The organism is Halorarum halophilum, assembly GCF_013401515.1.
In the GTDB taxonomy this organism is placed as follows: domain Archaea; phylum Halobacteriota; class Halobacteria; order Halobacteriales; family Haloferacaceae; genus Halorarum; species Halorarum halophilum.
In genome coordinates, this window is sequence record NZ_CP058530.1 from 140,586 (window position 1) to 154,581 (window position 13,996).

A 13,996-nucleotide genomic window follows, 5' to 3' on the forward strand; every position below is an offset into this window, starting at 1 on the left:
CGAAAGATATATCTCCCTCAGCGGTCGACGTGGACGTATGACCGAGGATCGGACCGGGTCGACGCCGTCCCAGTCCCGCGCCGGCGATGCACGGAGCCAGTGGCGCGAGACGCGAACGACGTTCCAGCGGGTGTACGACGTCGTCACCGGAACCACCGACTACGAGACCGCGAGCGGCGTCGCCGACCTGGCCGACTGTTCGACCGACGGCGCACGGGACGCGCTCTCACAGCTCGTCGAGATGGGAATCGCCGAGAAACGCGAGGGACGGCCGGCCGAGTACCGCCGGAACGAGTCCTACTTCCGCTGGCGGCGGGTCGAGGAGCTCGCGCGGGACAACACCGCGGCGGAACTCAGGGACGAGGTCGATGCACTCCTGCAGGAGGACCGGGAGTTCCAGGAGCGGTTCGGCGTCACCGACCCGGCAGCGGTCCCGCCGTCGTCGTTCGAGACGAGCGATCACGGCGAGATCCACGAACGGTGGGAGGCGCTCTCGCGATGGCGGAGCGTCCGCCGGGACGTCGAGGTCCTCCAGCGGGCGGCCCACCGCGCCGACGGGTACGAACACGACGACGCCAACGACGCGGCGTCGGCCTGAGCCACGGGGTCACGGACGCGATGCCGGAGTTCCCGCACAAGGGCGACTCGCCACCGGACGGTGCCCTCGACGTCACGACCCTTCAGACCGTCGGGCAACGGGCGGCGAGTCACCCGCTCGTCGAGTCCTGGTCGTTCACCCCCTCGAACGCCTCGCCGCGAACGCTCGAGATCCACCTTGACCCGGACGCGTATCCGACCGAAACGGACGCCGTTCGCCTCGACGTTCACTGGTTCCGTTCGGGTGACTACTACGTCCACTACGTCGAGACAGCGGGGGAGGAGCGGTACCAGTGTAGATGGGACCGACACCCGAAGACGAACGCACCGAGGGCGCACTTTCACCCGCCGCCGGACGCGGGCGACGCCGTGGACGCACGGCTCGGCACGCATCCGCTCGACGTCCTGTTTACGGTGCTCGACTGGGTGAGCGAGCGAGTGGAGTCACTCCACGCGGGCGGGGACTGACCGTCAGTCGGCAGACGCCGCCACGTCGTCCTCGGAGATCCCGTCCTCGGGTGAGATGCGCGCCAGCCGCATCGCGTTGGCCGTCACGCCCGTCGTCATCCCCGCGTCGCCGACGAGGACGGCCGCCCAGATGGGCACCAGCCCGAACGGCACGCCGACCGCGAGCGCGGCCTTCGCCCCGAGGCTCGTCCAGACGTTCTGCCGGATGATGCCGTTGCCCGCGTGGGCGAGGTCGTAGAGGTACGGGAGCTTCGTGAGGTCGTCAGCCATCAGGGCGATGTCGGCCGTCTCCAGCGCCGTGTCGGTGCCGGCGGCGCCCATGGCGATGCCGACCGTCGCGGTCGCCAGCGCCGGCGCGTCGTTGATGCCGTCGCCGACCATCGCCACGGTGCCGTGCTCGTCCAGCAGCGCCTCGACGGCCTCGACCTTGTCCTCCGGGAGCAGTTCGGCGCGGTACTCGTCGACGCCGACCTCCTCGGCGATGGCCCGCGCGGTCCGGTCGTTGTCGCCGGTGAGCATCGCGGTGGCGACGCCGGCCTCGCGGAGGCGCTCGACCGTCCGCTTCGCCTCCGGGCGGACCTCGTCCGCGACGGCGATGACGCCCTCGAGTTCGTCCTCGGTCCCGACGAGCACGACCGTCTTCCCCTCCGACTGCAGCGCGGGGACGGTGTCCTCCAGCAGGTCGAGGCAGTTGTGTCGCTCGCAGAGCTGTCGGGTGGTACGGGTGACGACGCCGCCGTCGGTCGCGGCGTGGACGTGCGAGAGGTCGAAGCCGAGCTCCTCGAACAACCCCGGCTTGCCGGCGTAGTGCTGGCGGCCGCCGAGTTCGGCGGCGACGCCCTTGCCGGTGATGCTCTCGAACGCGGTGACCTCGCGGTCGGCGGCAGAGCCGTTCGATCCGGCCGAGGCGCCCCCGTTACCCTCCGCGTGCGCGACGATGGCGTCGCCGATGGGGTGCTCGGAGCGCAGTTCGAGGCCGCGGGCGCACTCCAGCACGTCCGCCTCCGAGCGGTCGCCCAGCGGCACGACGTCGGTGACGGCGAGTTCGCCCCGCGTCAGCGTGCCAGTCTTGTCGAACGCCACCGCGTCGACGTCGCCCATCGCCTCCAGGTGGTCGCCGCCCTTCACGAGCACGCCGTTGCGCGCCGCGCTCGTCAGCCCCGAGACGACCGTGACCGGCGTCGAGATGACGAACGCGCACGGGCACGCGAGGACGATCAGCGTCAGCCCGTACACGACGTACGTCCCCCACGGCGCGCCGAACGCGAGCGGCGGGACGACCGCGAGCAGGGCGGCCGCCGTCACGACGATCGGGGTGTAGTAGCCCGCGAAACGCTCGACGAACTGCTCGCGCTCGGTCCGGTTCGCCTGCGCGTCCTCGACGAGTTCGACCACGCGCGCGAGGGTGTCCTCGCCCACGGCCGAGGTGACCTCGATCTCCAGGTAGCCCTCCTCGGCCACCGTGCCGGCGAACACCTCGTCGCCGGCGGTCTTGTCGACCGGGACGCTCTCGCCGGTCACGGGCGCCTGGTTCACGGCGCTGCCGCCGTCGCGGACGACTCCGTCGCGGGGGATCTTCTCGCCCGGCCGCACGACGACCGTCTCGCCCACGTCCACGTCCTCCGCCGGGACGGTCACCTCGGCGCCGTCGCGGACGACCGTCGCCTCGTCGGGCGAGAGGTCCATCAGCTCCCGGAGCGAGGTGCGCGCGCGGTCCATCGCGTACTCCTCGAGCAGCTCGGCGACGCCGAACAGCGTCGCCAGCATCGCGGCCTCGAAGTAGAACGGCTCCGCGAAGACGACGCTGACGATCACCGCGCCGGCGATGGCGATGCTCATCAGCAGGTCCATGTCGAGGCTGCGGTTGCGGAGCGAGTAGTAGCCGTTCCGGAACACCGCGGCGCCGGCGAGCGCCACGGCCGCGAGGTAGAACAGCGCCCCCACCGACACGGACGTCCCGCCGATCCCGATCGTCGGCCCGGTCGCCTCCGTGATCGGGTTCGCCAGCAGGAAGCCGACGGCCGTCAGCCCGGCCGCGAGCCACGTCACCACCGCGCGCCTGCTCCGCCAGACGCTCTCGCGGTCGGCGTCGGCGCTCGTCCCGCCCTCGGTCGACGAGTCGACCACCTCGTAGCCGGCCGCCTCGACGGCGGCGACGAGCGCGTCGAGGTCAGTTCGGTCCGGGTCGAACCGCACCACCGCGGTCCCGGTCGTCGGGAGCGTGTCGTACTCCTCGACCCCGTCGACGCCGTCGAGCGCGTTCCCCACCTTCCCGGCGCAGGATGCGCAGTCCATCGACGGGACCGAGAGCCGGACGGTCCCGTCCCCGTCGGCTCTGTCGGCGGCGACCTCGTAGCCGGCCGCCTCGACGCGCTCGACCACGGCGTCGGCGTCGGTTCGGTCTCCGTCGTAGGTGACCCGCAGCCGACCGGTCGTCGGCCGGGCGTCGATCTCGGCGACGCCGTCCAGCCGGGAGACGCTGGACTCCACCTTCCCGGCGCAGGCGGCGCAGTCCATCCCCGGCACGGAGAGGTCGACCTCGCCGATGGCGTCGCTCCCCACATCCTGCCGGTCCGTCGGTCGATCCCGCTGATCGGTCATTGTCGGAACTCAGCGCCGGGTTCCTATTAACTTGGCTGCTATCGGTCGGCGTCTAAGCGGGAATCTTTACTAAAAATAGCTGTCTGAGTTAATAACCCGGGCGACAATCGCAGCGCAGCGTGATAGGACTTCGACGGGTGACTGAGCATCGACGCGTGAGGGGATATCGACGGGAAATGGGGGGATCGACGGGAGATCGCGGGCCGGTGCGTGGTATCGGCGACGGCGTCACCGTAGGCGTTTGTACAGCCTCGCGGCCGCCTTCATCTCCCAGCTCCCCCGGTTCAGCGCCTGGTACGTGCGGAGGTCGGGGGCAAACTTCGCCTTGTACGTGCAGAGGTCCGGGTTGTTCGCGCCGAGGAGGTCGTACGACTCGCAGCCGCGCGCCTTCGCCGCCCGGAAGGCGTGCCAGTACATGAGATCGTACACCGGGACCGAGCGGGAGACGTCCCCGGCGGACTGCCACCCGTAGACGGTGCCGTCGTGCTCGAGGGACACCTCCCCGCCGCAGAACTCGCCGTGCTCGCGACACACGTGGGCGTGCAGCATCCCGTCCGGGAGTTCGCGGGCGACGTCGGCGACGAACGACGGCGTCACGTTGTAGTCGGCGCCCTTCTCCGCGTGGCGGGCCGCCGCCGCCTCGACGATCCGCTCGATCCCGTCGGTCCCCGCCTCGGCGATCTCGAAGCCGTCCGCCTCCCGCCGGACCGCCCTGCGGAGGTCCTTGCTGAACGCCGTGAGCAGGTCCTCCTCGTCCCGGGTCAGGTCGAGCACGTACGTGTAGCGGGGGGTAGCGTCGTAGCCGGCCCAGAGGAACGGCCGTTCGTCGTCGTAGGCCGGACTCGTCCGGACGTTCACGTACCGCGGGTCGAACTCCCGGTCGACCCTGTCGAGGACCGCCTCGACGAACCGCCGGTTCCGGCGGTCGCGCTTGCGCCGCTTGAGCCCCCCGGGGTTCAGCGGGGCCGGCCCGAGGTAGTGGACCTTGAGGTCCGGCGGCGGGGAGAACGCCGCCGTGAACGGGCCCTTCCGCATCTCGAACACCGGGAAGAGGCCGATCGGTTCCGCCCCCCTGTACCCGACGAAGGGGTGGAGCGTCGCGCCCGCGTGGTCGGCACAGACCTCGAGGAACTCGAACCGGTGGAACGGGGACGCCCCCGGGCTCCGCGCGAGGAGGTCGTTCCAGGCGTCGCCGTCGGAGACCTCCTCGACCGTGACGCTCACCGATCGAACACCCCTGATTCGGCGCCGTCGGACGACGCTCGATCCAGCCACCCCCTGCATCGAATCCGGACAGACTGGCCCGAGGCGACCGGCCGGGGAGAATACCATTGGTTGATACCAATCACGGCTAATCCGACGGCCGGATACGGACTTCGTTATGGACACGTTACCGTCAATTCAAGACGTTTAATTACCAGATGGTGTACGAGGGAGGGCTGTCGGAGGACAACTCGGGTTGTAGTAGGACCAGTTAACTCATGGTCCGGGGTCGCCATCGCCCCACATGAACGGAGCCGGCGGAACGACGTTCGCGCTCGCCGCAGGGACGACGCACACGGCGGCCATCCCCGGTATCAGCGCCGCCGGCGCGGACGCCGCCCTGCGCGTCCACACGCCGAGCGCCGACGCGGAACTGTTCGCGCTCGGGCGGTCGGTCGAGGCCCCGGTCGTGCCGGTCAGCCCGACCGGCTGTCCCACGCCCGCCGTCGTCACCCGTGCGGCACTCGAGGCGCTCGACGTCGACAACTCCGCCGACCCCGTCTCGACGCTCGTGCTCGACTGCGGGCTGGCTCGACCGACCGGTACGCCGACCGTCGACCTGGGCGCCGCACCGGGCGCCGACGTCCGCGAGCGAGTCGCCGTCCCCGGCGCCGAAGCGGTGTTCGAGGCCGCCCGCGACCGCGGCCGAGACCTGGAGTGCGAGCGCCTCGTCGTCGGCGAGACGGTCCCCGGCGGCACGACGACGGCGATGGCCACGCTGGCCGCGCTCGGCGAGCGCCGGGCCGTCTCCTCGTCGCTCCCCGAGAACCCCCTCGACCGCAAGCGCGAGGTGGTCGAGGCCGCGCTCGCAGCGAGCGACCTCGCACCCGGCGACTGCGCGGGCGACCCGCTCCGGGCGGTCGAACTGGTCGGCGACCCGACGCTGGCCGGCGTCGCGGGGCTCGCGACCGGCGCGCTCGACGCCGGCGTCGACGTGACCCTCGCCGGCGGGACCCAGCTCGCGACTGCCGGCCTGCTCTGCCGACACGCCGGCGTCGACGATCCAGTGACCCTCGCGACGACGTCGTTCGTCGCGGCCGACGACTCGGCGGACGTGGCCGGCCTCGCGGCCGACGCCGACCTCGACCTCGTCGTCACCGACCCCGGGTTCACCGACGACCATCCCGCGATGGCGGCCTACCGCCGGGGCGAGGCGAAGGAGGGCGTCGGCATGGGCGGCGCGCTCGCGCTGGCGGCGGAGGCGGACGCGCTGTCTGCCGTCCGCGACCGGCTGGTGGTGGTGTACGACCGGGTCGCCGACGACGCCAGCGGCACCGACGACGCCGACGACACCGGCGACGCGGGGGCCGAGGAGTGCGCGGAGGCGGAGACGCCGTGAGGGGGGTCGTGGTCGCCGGCACCAGTTCCGGCGTCGGCAAGACGGTCGCCACCCTGGCGGTCTGCCACGCGCTCGCCGCGGCGGGGCACACGGTCCAGCCGGCGAAGGCGGGGCCGGACTTCATCGACCCGAGCCACCACGAGGCCGTGGCGGGCGTCCCGTCGCGGACGCTCGACTGCTGGCTCCAGGGCGAGGACGGCCTCCGGCGGAACTACTGGCGGGGGACGGGCGGCACCGACGGGCACAGCCCGTCTTCTCGGGGGACGAGGTCCCCCGCTATCTGCGTCGTCGAGGGCGTGATGGGACTGTACGACGGCGACGGCTCCAGCACCGCGATGGTCGCCGAGGCGCTCGACCTCCCGGTCGTCCTCGTCGTCGACGCGAGCGCCGGGCTGGAGAGCGTCGCCGCGACGGCGCTCGGGTTCCGCGAGTACGCCGAACGTGCCGGACGCGACGTCGACGTCACGGGCGTGCTCCTCCAGCGCTGTCACGGCGGGCGACACGAGCGCGGCATCCGCGAGGCGCTCCCGGACGATATGTCCTACGTCGGTCGTATCCCGCCGAACGACGACCTCGCCGTACCGGATCGCCACCTCGGACTCCACATGGGCTCGGAGGCGCCGATCCCGGACGACGCGCTCGACGCCGCCGCCGAGCACGTGGAGACGGATCGACTGCTCGAATTGGCGCGGGAGCCGCCGCGTCCCGACCCCGTCGAGGAATCCCCGGCTGCCGACGATGTGGACGCCACCGTCGCCGTCGCCAGCGACGCGGCGTTCGCGTTCCGCTACCCCGCGACGATCGAACGGCTCCGCGAGCGCGCGACCGTCCGGACGTTCTCGCCCGTCGCGGACGACCCGCTCCCCGACTGTGACGCCGTCTACCTCCCCGGCGGCTACCCCGAACTCCACGCCGACGCCCTGGAGGCGAGCGACGCGCTGGCGACGCTGGCCGACCGGGCCGCCGATGGCCTGCCGGTTCTGGGCGAGTGCAGCGGGCTGATGGCGCTCGCGGAGTCGCTCACGACCGTCGACGGCGACACCCGGCGGATGGCCAGCGTCCTGCCGGGCGACGTGCGGATGCACGAGCGGTACCAGGCGCTCGATCACGTCGAACTGGAAGCGCGCGATGGAACCCTCACGGCGCCGGCCGGCGGACGGCTCCGCGGCCACGAGTTCCATTACTCGAGCGTCGACGTGCCGGGGGACGCTCGGTTCGCGTTCGACGTGCGTCGCGGCGACGGCATCGACGGCGAGCACGACGGGCTGACCGAGCACCGGGCGCTCGGGACGTACTGCCACGTCCACCCCGAGAGCGGGGCGTTCGACGCGCTGCTCGACTCCCTCTAGGTCGTCGCGGCCGACGCGTCCACCGATTCGACGGCCACCACCCCGACCGGCGGAAACTAAACCCTGGCTGTACAGGTCCAAGTATGAGCGAACAAGACGATTCGGACGGGCAACCCGGCGACGACGAACGCTCGCGCGACGACCGATTAGCGAACACGCCGGGGAAGGGCGTCACCCCGGAGGCGTCGGCCATCGAACCCGCCGCCCCCGAGGAGTTCGGGCTGGTACAGGCCTGGTGGGGCGACGGCAAGGGGAAGACGACCGCGGCGCTCGGCCTGGGGATGCGCGCAGCCGGTCACGGCTACCGCGTCCACCTGCTTCAGTTCATGAAGGGCGGAACCGCGAGCGTCGAGGCCGTCCGCGGCGAGTACAACGCCATCGCCGCGCTCCCGGGGTTCAGCTACGAGACGACCGGGAACTTCGGCTGGCACGGCTTCCTCGACGGGACCGACGACGGCGAGCACGCCGCCCGCGCCGAGGCCGCCCTCGCGCGCACGAGTGAACTAGTAGAGGCCGCGGGGGAGGCCGACCTCGACGCGCCGCTCCCCCTCGACGGCGACCCCGAGGACGGCGTCCACCTGCTCCTGCTCGACGAGGCGCTGTACGCCGCCAACCGGGGACTGATCGACTCTGAGGAACTCGTCGCGCTCGTCGAGGGGAAGCCCGAGGGGCTCGAACTCGTCCTCACCGGCGGACACGAGTCGCCCGACTACCTGCTCGACGCGGCGGACCTCGTCACGAACGTCCGCAAGGTGAAACACCCGTTCGACGAGGGCCAGCGGGCGCGGAAGGGCACCGAGTACTGAGCGGATGACCGGTCCAGCAGATTCGTCCAAGTCGTCAAAACCGTCCGAACCATCCAAACCCCCTGGGCGGTCAGGATCCGAGGAGCGGTCCGAGTCGGACGAAGGGGGAGAACCCGGCCGGGCGCCGACGCTGCTGGTCGTCGGCACCGCGAGCCACGTCGGCAAGTCCACCGTCGCGGCGGGGCTCTGCCGCCTGCTCGCCGACCGGGGGGACGACGTCGCGCCGTTCAAGGCCCAGAACATGAGCAACAACGGCCGCGTCGTCCCGACGCCCGACGGCGACTGGGGCGAGATCGGCGTGTCGCAGTACACCCAGGCGCAGGCCGCCCGGACGCCCGCGACGACGGACTGCAACCCGGTCCTGCTCAAGCCGCGCGGGGCCGGCGAGAGCCAGCTCGTCCTGAACGGCGAGGCCGTCGCCCACTACCCGGCCGGCGAGTACTACGAGGAGCACTGGGACGACGCGCTCGCGGCCGCCGAGGCGGCCCACGCGCGACTCGCCGCCGAACACGACGTCGTCGTCGCCGAGGGAGCCGGCTCGGCCGCGGAGCCGAACCTCAGCGAGCGCGACCTCGCGAACGTCGAGACCGCGCGCTTCGCCGACGCCCGGGTCGTCCTCGTCGCGGACATCGAGCGCGGGGGCGCGTTCGCGAGCATCGTCGGCACGCTCGAACTGATGCCCGAGGCGCTGGCCGACCGCGTCGCCGGCGCGGTGATCACGAAGTTCCGCGGCGACGACGCCATCCTCGCGCCGGCGCTGGAGGACCTGACGGAGCGGACCGGCGTCCCCGTGCTCGGCGTCCTCCCCCACGACGACCCGGGGCTCCCGGCGGAGGACAGCGTCTCGCTCCCCGCCGAGGGGGAGTTCGCGGTCGTCGGCGACGACGACGGCGTTCTGACCGGGCGGACGGTCACGGTGGGCGTCCCGCGGCTTCCCCGCGTCTCGAACTTCACGGACTTCGACCCCCTCGCCCGCGTTCCGGGTGTCCGCGTCGCGTACCTCCCGCTCGGCGCCGACCTCGACGGCTGCGACGCGCTCGTTCTCCCGGGGACGAAGAACACCGTCGACGACCTGCTGGCGCTCCGGACGTCCGGGTTCGACGAGCGCCTGGCCGACTTCGAGGGGCCGGTCCTCGGGCTCTGCGGCGGCTACCAGCTGCTCGGCGAGCGCATCACGAACGCGGACGTGGAGGGGACGGGGGAGTACGAGGACGCCGACGAGTTCGGTGGGATGGACGGGGTCGACGACGGCGCCGTCGTCGAGGGGTTCGGCCTGCTCCCCGTCGAGACGGCGTTCTCGCCGGAGAAGCGCGTCGAGGTGACGGAGGCGGCCCTCGACGGCACGGCCGAGGGTCCGTTCGCCGGCTCGACCGGGACGGTGTCCGGCTACGAGATCCACATGGGCGAGACGACCGCCACGGGTGCGGTCTCCCGGCCGCTCGGGCCCGGCAGCGCGGCGCGGGGGCTGACGGCGGGGACGTACCTCCACGGCCTGTTCGAGAACGAGTCGGCGCTGGAGGGGTTCGTCGACGCGACGTTCCGGGCTGCAGGGCGCGAGCGTCCCCCGGTCGACGACGAGACGGGGAACCCGTACGACGCGGCCGCCGAGTTGCTCCGGGAGCACGTCGATCCGGAGTCGCTGCTCGGGCCGGTCGTCGAATGAGATAGCGTCACGGTGGGGATTGGATTTCGGCGCGCGGCGGCCGCGCCTCGTGCGCGGCCGATGCGTTCGAGGGATGAGCACCGCAGTGAGCGAAGCGAACGAGGAGCGCAAGAGGCTGGGGAGGGTGAGGCTACGGCTGGGTAGGACTGAAAGGGGCCGCGGTCTGCGCGAACCCCGGGGACGCAAGCACTGCAGCGAACGACCGAAGGGAGTGAGCGAAGCGCACAGCGAGCCGCGGGAGCGCAGACCGCGGGGGCTTTCGAGGTGTTCTTCCCGTCAGGACCCCCGATCCGAATCCATCCAAACGACACCACTTCCTCGAACGCGACACACTTGTCCCGGGGAGGTCTCGATCCACCATGGTCGGAGAAGCCGAGCACCCGTCCGAGGACGCCGGGCCGCTCGACGGCGTGACGGTGCTCGACGCCTCGCGCGTGCTCGTGGGACCGTTCTGTACGATGCAACTGGGCGACCTCGGCGCGGAGGTCGTCAAGGTCGAGCGGCCGGGGACGGGCGATCAGACGCGGGGGTGGCACCCGCCGCGGTACGGCGACGCCGAGGAGAGCGCCTACTACATGAGCGTGAACCGGAACAAGCGCTCGATCACGCTCGCGCTCGACACGGCGGAGGGGCGCGAGGCGTTCCGCGACCTGGCCGCCGAGGCGGACGTGCTCGTCGAGAACTTCCGTGTCGGGCGGATGGAGAAGTGGGGGCTCGGCTACGCCGACCTCCGCGAGGCGAACCCCGGGCTCGTCTACTGCGCGCTCTCGGGGTACGGCGAGTGGGGGCCGGACCGCGACCGCCCGGCCTACGACATCATGATGCAGGCCGAGGGCGGGCTGATGTCCATCACAGGCGTCGACGGGGGCGAGCCGGTCCGGGTCGGCGTCGCGCTCGCGGATATCGGCGCCGGGATGTACGCGACCCAGGCGATCCTGGCCGCGCTGTTCGAGCGGGAGTTCGGCGACGGGACGGGCCAGAAGGTGGACGTGAGCCTGCTCGACGGGCAGGCGGCGTGGATGACCTACATGGCGACGAACTACTTCGCCACCGGCGACCCACCGGGGCGGATGGGGAGCAAGCATCCGACGATCGTCCCCTACCGCGCGTTCGAGACGGCCGACGACTACGTCGTCGTCGCGGTCGCCTCGGAGCCGACCTGGGAGCGGTTCTGTCGCGCGCTCGACCGCCCCGACCTGTACGCGGACGACCGGTTCGAGGTCAACACCGACCGGGTGAACAACCGCGAGGCGCTCGACGCGGAGCTGGAACCCTGGTTCGCGGGGCGCGAGACGGCGGAGACGCTGGAGCGCCTGGACGCCCACGACGTGCCGGCCAGCGGGGTGAACGACATGGCCGACGTGTTCTCGCACCCGCAGGTGCTCGCCCGGGGGATGCGCGCAAGCGTGTCGCACCCGACGGCCGGGGAGGTCGAGTTCCCCGGCAGCCCGATGCACCTCTCGCGGACGCCGACGACCGTCCGCCGGCACCCGCCCCTGCTGGGCGAGCACACCGAGGAGGTGCTCCGCGACCGGGGGTACTCCGACGAGGACCTCGAGGACCTGTACGCGGCGGGCGCGCTCGGCGACCGGTTCGAGGGGGAGTCGTTCGACGGAGGGGCGTTCGACGGGGAGGCGTCGGACGGTTGAGGAGGCGGTGTGGCGGGCCCTACTCCTGGACGTTCCCGCACTCGGTGCAGGTCAGCCGGAAGCGGCCGTCGGCCATCGCCACGTCCTTCGTCCGCTCGGCGTCGCACTCCGGGCAGTAGGCGCGCGACTGGAGGTCGTCCCAGTCGTGTCTCGCGCCCGGCGCGCCGAGCGCCCACCCGACGACGCGCTCGTCGGCGTCGTTGTACCCCGTCTGGAACTCGCCCGGCGGGAAGCGGATCAGCTCCCCGGCGTCGACGACGACCGACTCGCGGTCGACCCCGACGTCGAACGTGACGGTCCCCTCCTCCACGTAGAACACCTCCTCCTGGTCGTCGTGCCGGTGGAGACCGCCCGAGAACGACTCGCCCGGCTCCAGTTCGAAGTAGTTCATCGCGAAGTCGGTCGTCCCGAGCGCCCGCGAGACGGGCTTGCGGACGCTGTGGACCTCCATCGGGTTCAGTTCGGTGTCGACCTCGTCGACCGCGACCTTCTCCATGGCCGGTGGGTGGGACGAGTTCGTGAAAAAACGGTGTCCCTCGTCCCCGTCGCCGACCGCGAACGCGCGTCGAACCGCTTTTGCCCGCAGCGCACCGCTACCCGGCGTGTCCAGCCGAACCGTCCACGGCGTCCGGGTCCGCGGCGTCGACGTCGGTCCGGAGACTCGATGCTCCCACTACGGGACCGACCGGGACGTCGTCGCGCTCCGGTTCGGCTGCTGTGAGGCGTACTACCCCTGCTTCGAGTGCCACGAGACCGTCGCGGACCACGACTCCGAGCCGTGGCCCCGCGAACGGTTCGACGAGCCGGCGGTGCTGTGTGGCGTCTGCGGCGCGGAACTGACGGTCGGCGAGTACCGAGACTGCGGCCACTCCTGCCCGGACTGCGACGCGGCGTTCAACCCCGGCTGTGCGGCCCACGAGGACCGGTACTTCGAATCGTGAGGCCGGGTTCGTCGTGCGAGCTCTTGGCGTCGAGTCAACCGAGATAGTCAACCAGTGCTCCGATCGCCTCGTCGACGAGCGTCCGATCGAGTCGCCCCTGCCAGAAGTCGATGTCCGCAGCGTCGAGCGACTGGACGCCCCACGGTACGATGTAGCTCCGAGTGGGCGTGCCACCGTGGGTCCAGTCCGCTTCGGGAATCGCCAGCAGTCCATCGGGCCACGTTCGCGTCGTCAGCGTCAGGGTGATGTACTGGTCGCCGTGGAACGGTCGCCCATCGTGGTTCGATATCACGATCCAGGGACGCGCGGCGCCGGCGCCCTTGAACGGGTCCTCGCCGTATACGACGTCCCCCGGTTCGTACACCGTGTTCGTTCCGGAATCGGTCACTCGGCGTCCTCCGAACCCGGATGAGGACCGTCGGCGGCGTGGGCCCGCCACGCCTCCTCGTCCTCCTCACCGAGGCGATCGTTGAACAGCGCCGTCGCCCGCTCGTACCCCGAGTATTCGCGGAGGCGCGACTCGTCGTCCGTCACCGCCCAGTAGGCCGCCTTGTGCTCGACGAGGTCGCGACCCTTGAGTCGCGTCAGCGCCGTACTGACCGCGCCCTCGTCGACGTCAAGCCGTGCGGCGAGTTCGCGAGCCTTGAACGCGCGGTCGCGGTTCGCGAGGAGGTAGCCCAGCACCTGTTCGGGAACGGAGGCCTCCGAGAGTTCGTCCTCGCTGGCACGCTCGAACGTGTCCCGGTCGATCGACATTCCTGTCCGAAGGTAGCGTATGAGGTGATGTAAGTGTTCGTGCTGAAATCAGCGTGATCGACGTAAGAAGCGTCGGCATCGTCCGACCACCCCCATAAATACTAAGCCTTAATAATCGAAACCACCTCAGTTCATACATGACAGTCGTCAGCGTGTCCATGCCGGACGACCTCGTCGACCGCATCGACGAGTTCACCGAGGAGCACGGCTACACGGGCCGGAGCGAACTGCTCCGCGAGGCGTCAAGGAACCTCCTCGGGGAGTTCGAGGACAAACGACTCGAGGACCGGGAGCTGATGGGCATCGTCACGGTCGTCTTCGACTACGAGGGCACCGCCGTCGAGGAGCGCATGATGCAGCTCCGCCACGAGCACGAGGAGCTCGTCGCCTCGAACCTCCACAGCCACGTCGGCGACCACAACTGCATGGAACTGTTCATCCTCGAGGGGACGCTCGAGGAGATCTCCACGTTCGTCGGGAAGATCCGCGCGACCCAGGACACGACGACGGTGGACTACTCGGTGACGCCCATCGACAGCGGCGACCTGCTGGAGTAGTCGCCGG

14 protein-coding genes are annotated in these 13,996 nt (G+C 71.2%); 9 read left to right on the forward strand and 5 right to left on the reverse strand.

Translation table 11 applies throughout. The annotated features are described in order from the left end of the window. The first annotated feature begins 37 nt into the window (after positions 1 to 37). Both HUG10_RS19005 and HUG10_RS19010 read left to right on the forward strand, forming a co-directional pair. A complete protein-coding gene (locus HUG10_RS19005) occupies positions 38 to 598 on the forward strand; it encodes a DUF7342 family protein (protein ID WP_179171270.1) in 561 nt (186 codons plus the stop codon). Between the two features lie 20 nt (positions 599 to 618). Next, entirely contained in the window at positions 619 to 1,065 is a 447-nt protein-coding gene (locus tag HUG10_RS19010) for a hypothetical protein (protein WP_179171271.1), read from the forward strand. A gap of 3 nt (positions 1,066 to 1,068) precedes the next feature. Here the strand turns inward: HUG10_RS19010 and HUG10_RS19015 are convergent, their stop codons facing one another. Together HUG10_RS19015 and HUG10_RS19020 are read right to left on the reverse strand one after the other, a co-directional pair. Then, a complete protein-coding gene (locus HUG10_RS19015; RefSeq protein WP_179171272.1) occupies positions 1,069 to 3,666 on the reverse strand; it encodes a heavy metal translocating P-type ATPase in 2,598 nt (865 codons plus the stop codon). 228 nt (positions 3,667 to 3,894) lie between these two features. Further along, the gene (locus HUG10_RS19020; RefSeq protein WP_179171273.1) at positions 3,895 to 4,890 is read right to left on the reverse strand and encodes a GNAT family N-acetyltransferase; all 996 of its coding nucleotides are present in this window, start codon (positions 4,888 to 4,890) and stop codon (positions 3,895 to 3,897) included. Positions 4,891 to 5,173: 283 nt separating this feature from the next. Here HUG10_RS19020 and HUG10_RS19025 point away from each other — a divergent pair, with 283 nt between their 5' ends. The 5 genes from HUG10_RS19025 to HUG10_RS19045 all read left to right on the forward strand — a co-directional run bounded on the left by HUG10_RS19025 (position 5,174) and on the right by HUG10_RS19045 (position 11,735). Next, positions 5,174 to 6,268: a nicotinate-nucleotide--dimethylbenzimidazole phosphoribosyltransferase gene (locus HUG10_RS19025; protein WP_179171274.1), complete on the forward strand. Its 1,095-nt coding sequence runs from the start codon at positions 5,174 to 5,176 to the stop codon at positions 6,266 to 6,268. Continuing rightward, positions 6,265 to 7,617, forward strand: a complete 1,353-nt coding sequence (locus HUG10_RS19030; protein ID WP_179171275.1) for a cobyrinic acid a,c-diamide synthase — start codon at positions 6,265 to 6,267, stop codon at positions 7,615 to 7,617. The genes HUG10_RS19025 and HUG10_RS19030 overlap by 4 nt, the downstream gene beginning before the upstream one ends. 83 nt (positions 7,618 to 7,700) lie before the next feature. After that, complete coding sequence (locus HUG10_RS19035; protein ID WP_179171276.1) at positions 7,701 to 8,423, forward strand: cob(I)yrinic acid a,c-diamide adenosyltransferase; 723 nt, start codon at positions 7,701 to 7,703, stop codon at positions 8,421 to 8,423. Between the two features lie 4 nt (positions 8,424 to 8,427). Continuing rightward, the gene (locus HUG10_RS19040; RefSeq protein ID WP_179171277.1) at positions 8,428 to 10,086 is read left to right on the forward strand and encodes a cobyric acid synthase; all 1,659 of its coding nucleotides are present in this window, start codon (positions 8,428 to 8,430) and stop codon (positions 10,084 to 10,086) included. Positions 10,087 to 10,445: 359 nt separating this feature from the next. Beyond that, positions 10,446 to 11,735, forward strand: coding sequence for a CaiB/BaiF CoA transferase family protein (locus tag HUG10_RS19045; protein ID WP_179171278.1), 1,290 nt, complete (start codon positions 10,446 to 10,448; stop codon positions 11,733 to 11,735). A 19-nt stretch (positions 11,736 to 11,754) separates the two neighbouring features. Here the strand turns inward: HUG10_RS19045 and HUG10_RS19050 are convergent, their stop codons facing one another. Then, positions 11,755 to 12,231: a cupin domain-containing protein gene (locus HUG10_RS19050; protein WP_179171279.1), complete on the reverse strand. Its 477-nt coding sequence runs from the start codon at positions 12,229 to 12,231 to the stop codon at positions 11,755 to 11,757. A gap of 106 nt (positions 12,232 to 12,337) precedes the next feature. Between HUG10_RS19050 and HUG10_RS19055 the strand changes: the two genes are divergently transcribed. After that, positions 12,338 to 12,676 (forward strand): CHY zinc finger protein, encoded by a 339-nt coding sequence (locus HUG10_RS19055; RefSeq protein WP_246310328.1) that lies wholly within the window; start codon positions 12,338 to 12,340, stop codon positions 12,674 to 12,676. A gap of 34 nt (positions 12,677 to 12,710) precedes the next feature. On the opposite strand, the gene HUG10_RS19060 is transcribed toward HUG10_RS19055, so the two are convergent. Both HUG10_RS19060 and HUG10_RS19065 read right to left on the reverse strand, forming a co-directional pair. After that, positions 12,711 to 13,064 (reverse strand): type II toxin-antitoxin system PemK/MazF family toxin, encoded by a 354-nt coding sequence (locus HUG10_RS19060; RefSeq protein WP_179171281.1) that lies wholly within the window; start codon positions 13,062 to 13,064, stop codon positions 12,711 to 12,713. After that, on the reverse strand, positions 13,061 to 13,432 hold the full coding sequence (locus HUG10_RS19065; protein WP_179171282.1) for a MarR family transcriptional regulator: 372 nt from the start codon (positions 13,430 to 13,432) through the stop codon (positions 13,061 to 13,063). The genes HUG10_RS19060 and HUG10_RS19065 overlap by 4 nt, the downstream gene beginning before the upstream one ends. A 137-nt stretch (positions 13,433 to 13,569) precedes the next feature. Here HUG10_RS19065 and nikR point away from each other — a divergent pair, with 137 nt between their 5' ends. Continuing rightward, positions 13,570 to 13,989 carry a nickel-responsive transcriptional regulator NikR gene (gene nikR / locus HUG10_RS19070; RefSeq protein ID WP_179171283.1) on the forward strand — a complete coding sequence of 140 codons (420 nt, stop codon included), beginning with the start codon at positions 13,570 to 13,572 and terminating at the stop codon, positions 13,987 to 13,989. Positions 13,990 to 13,996 lie beyond the last annotated feature (7 nt).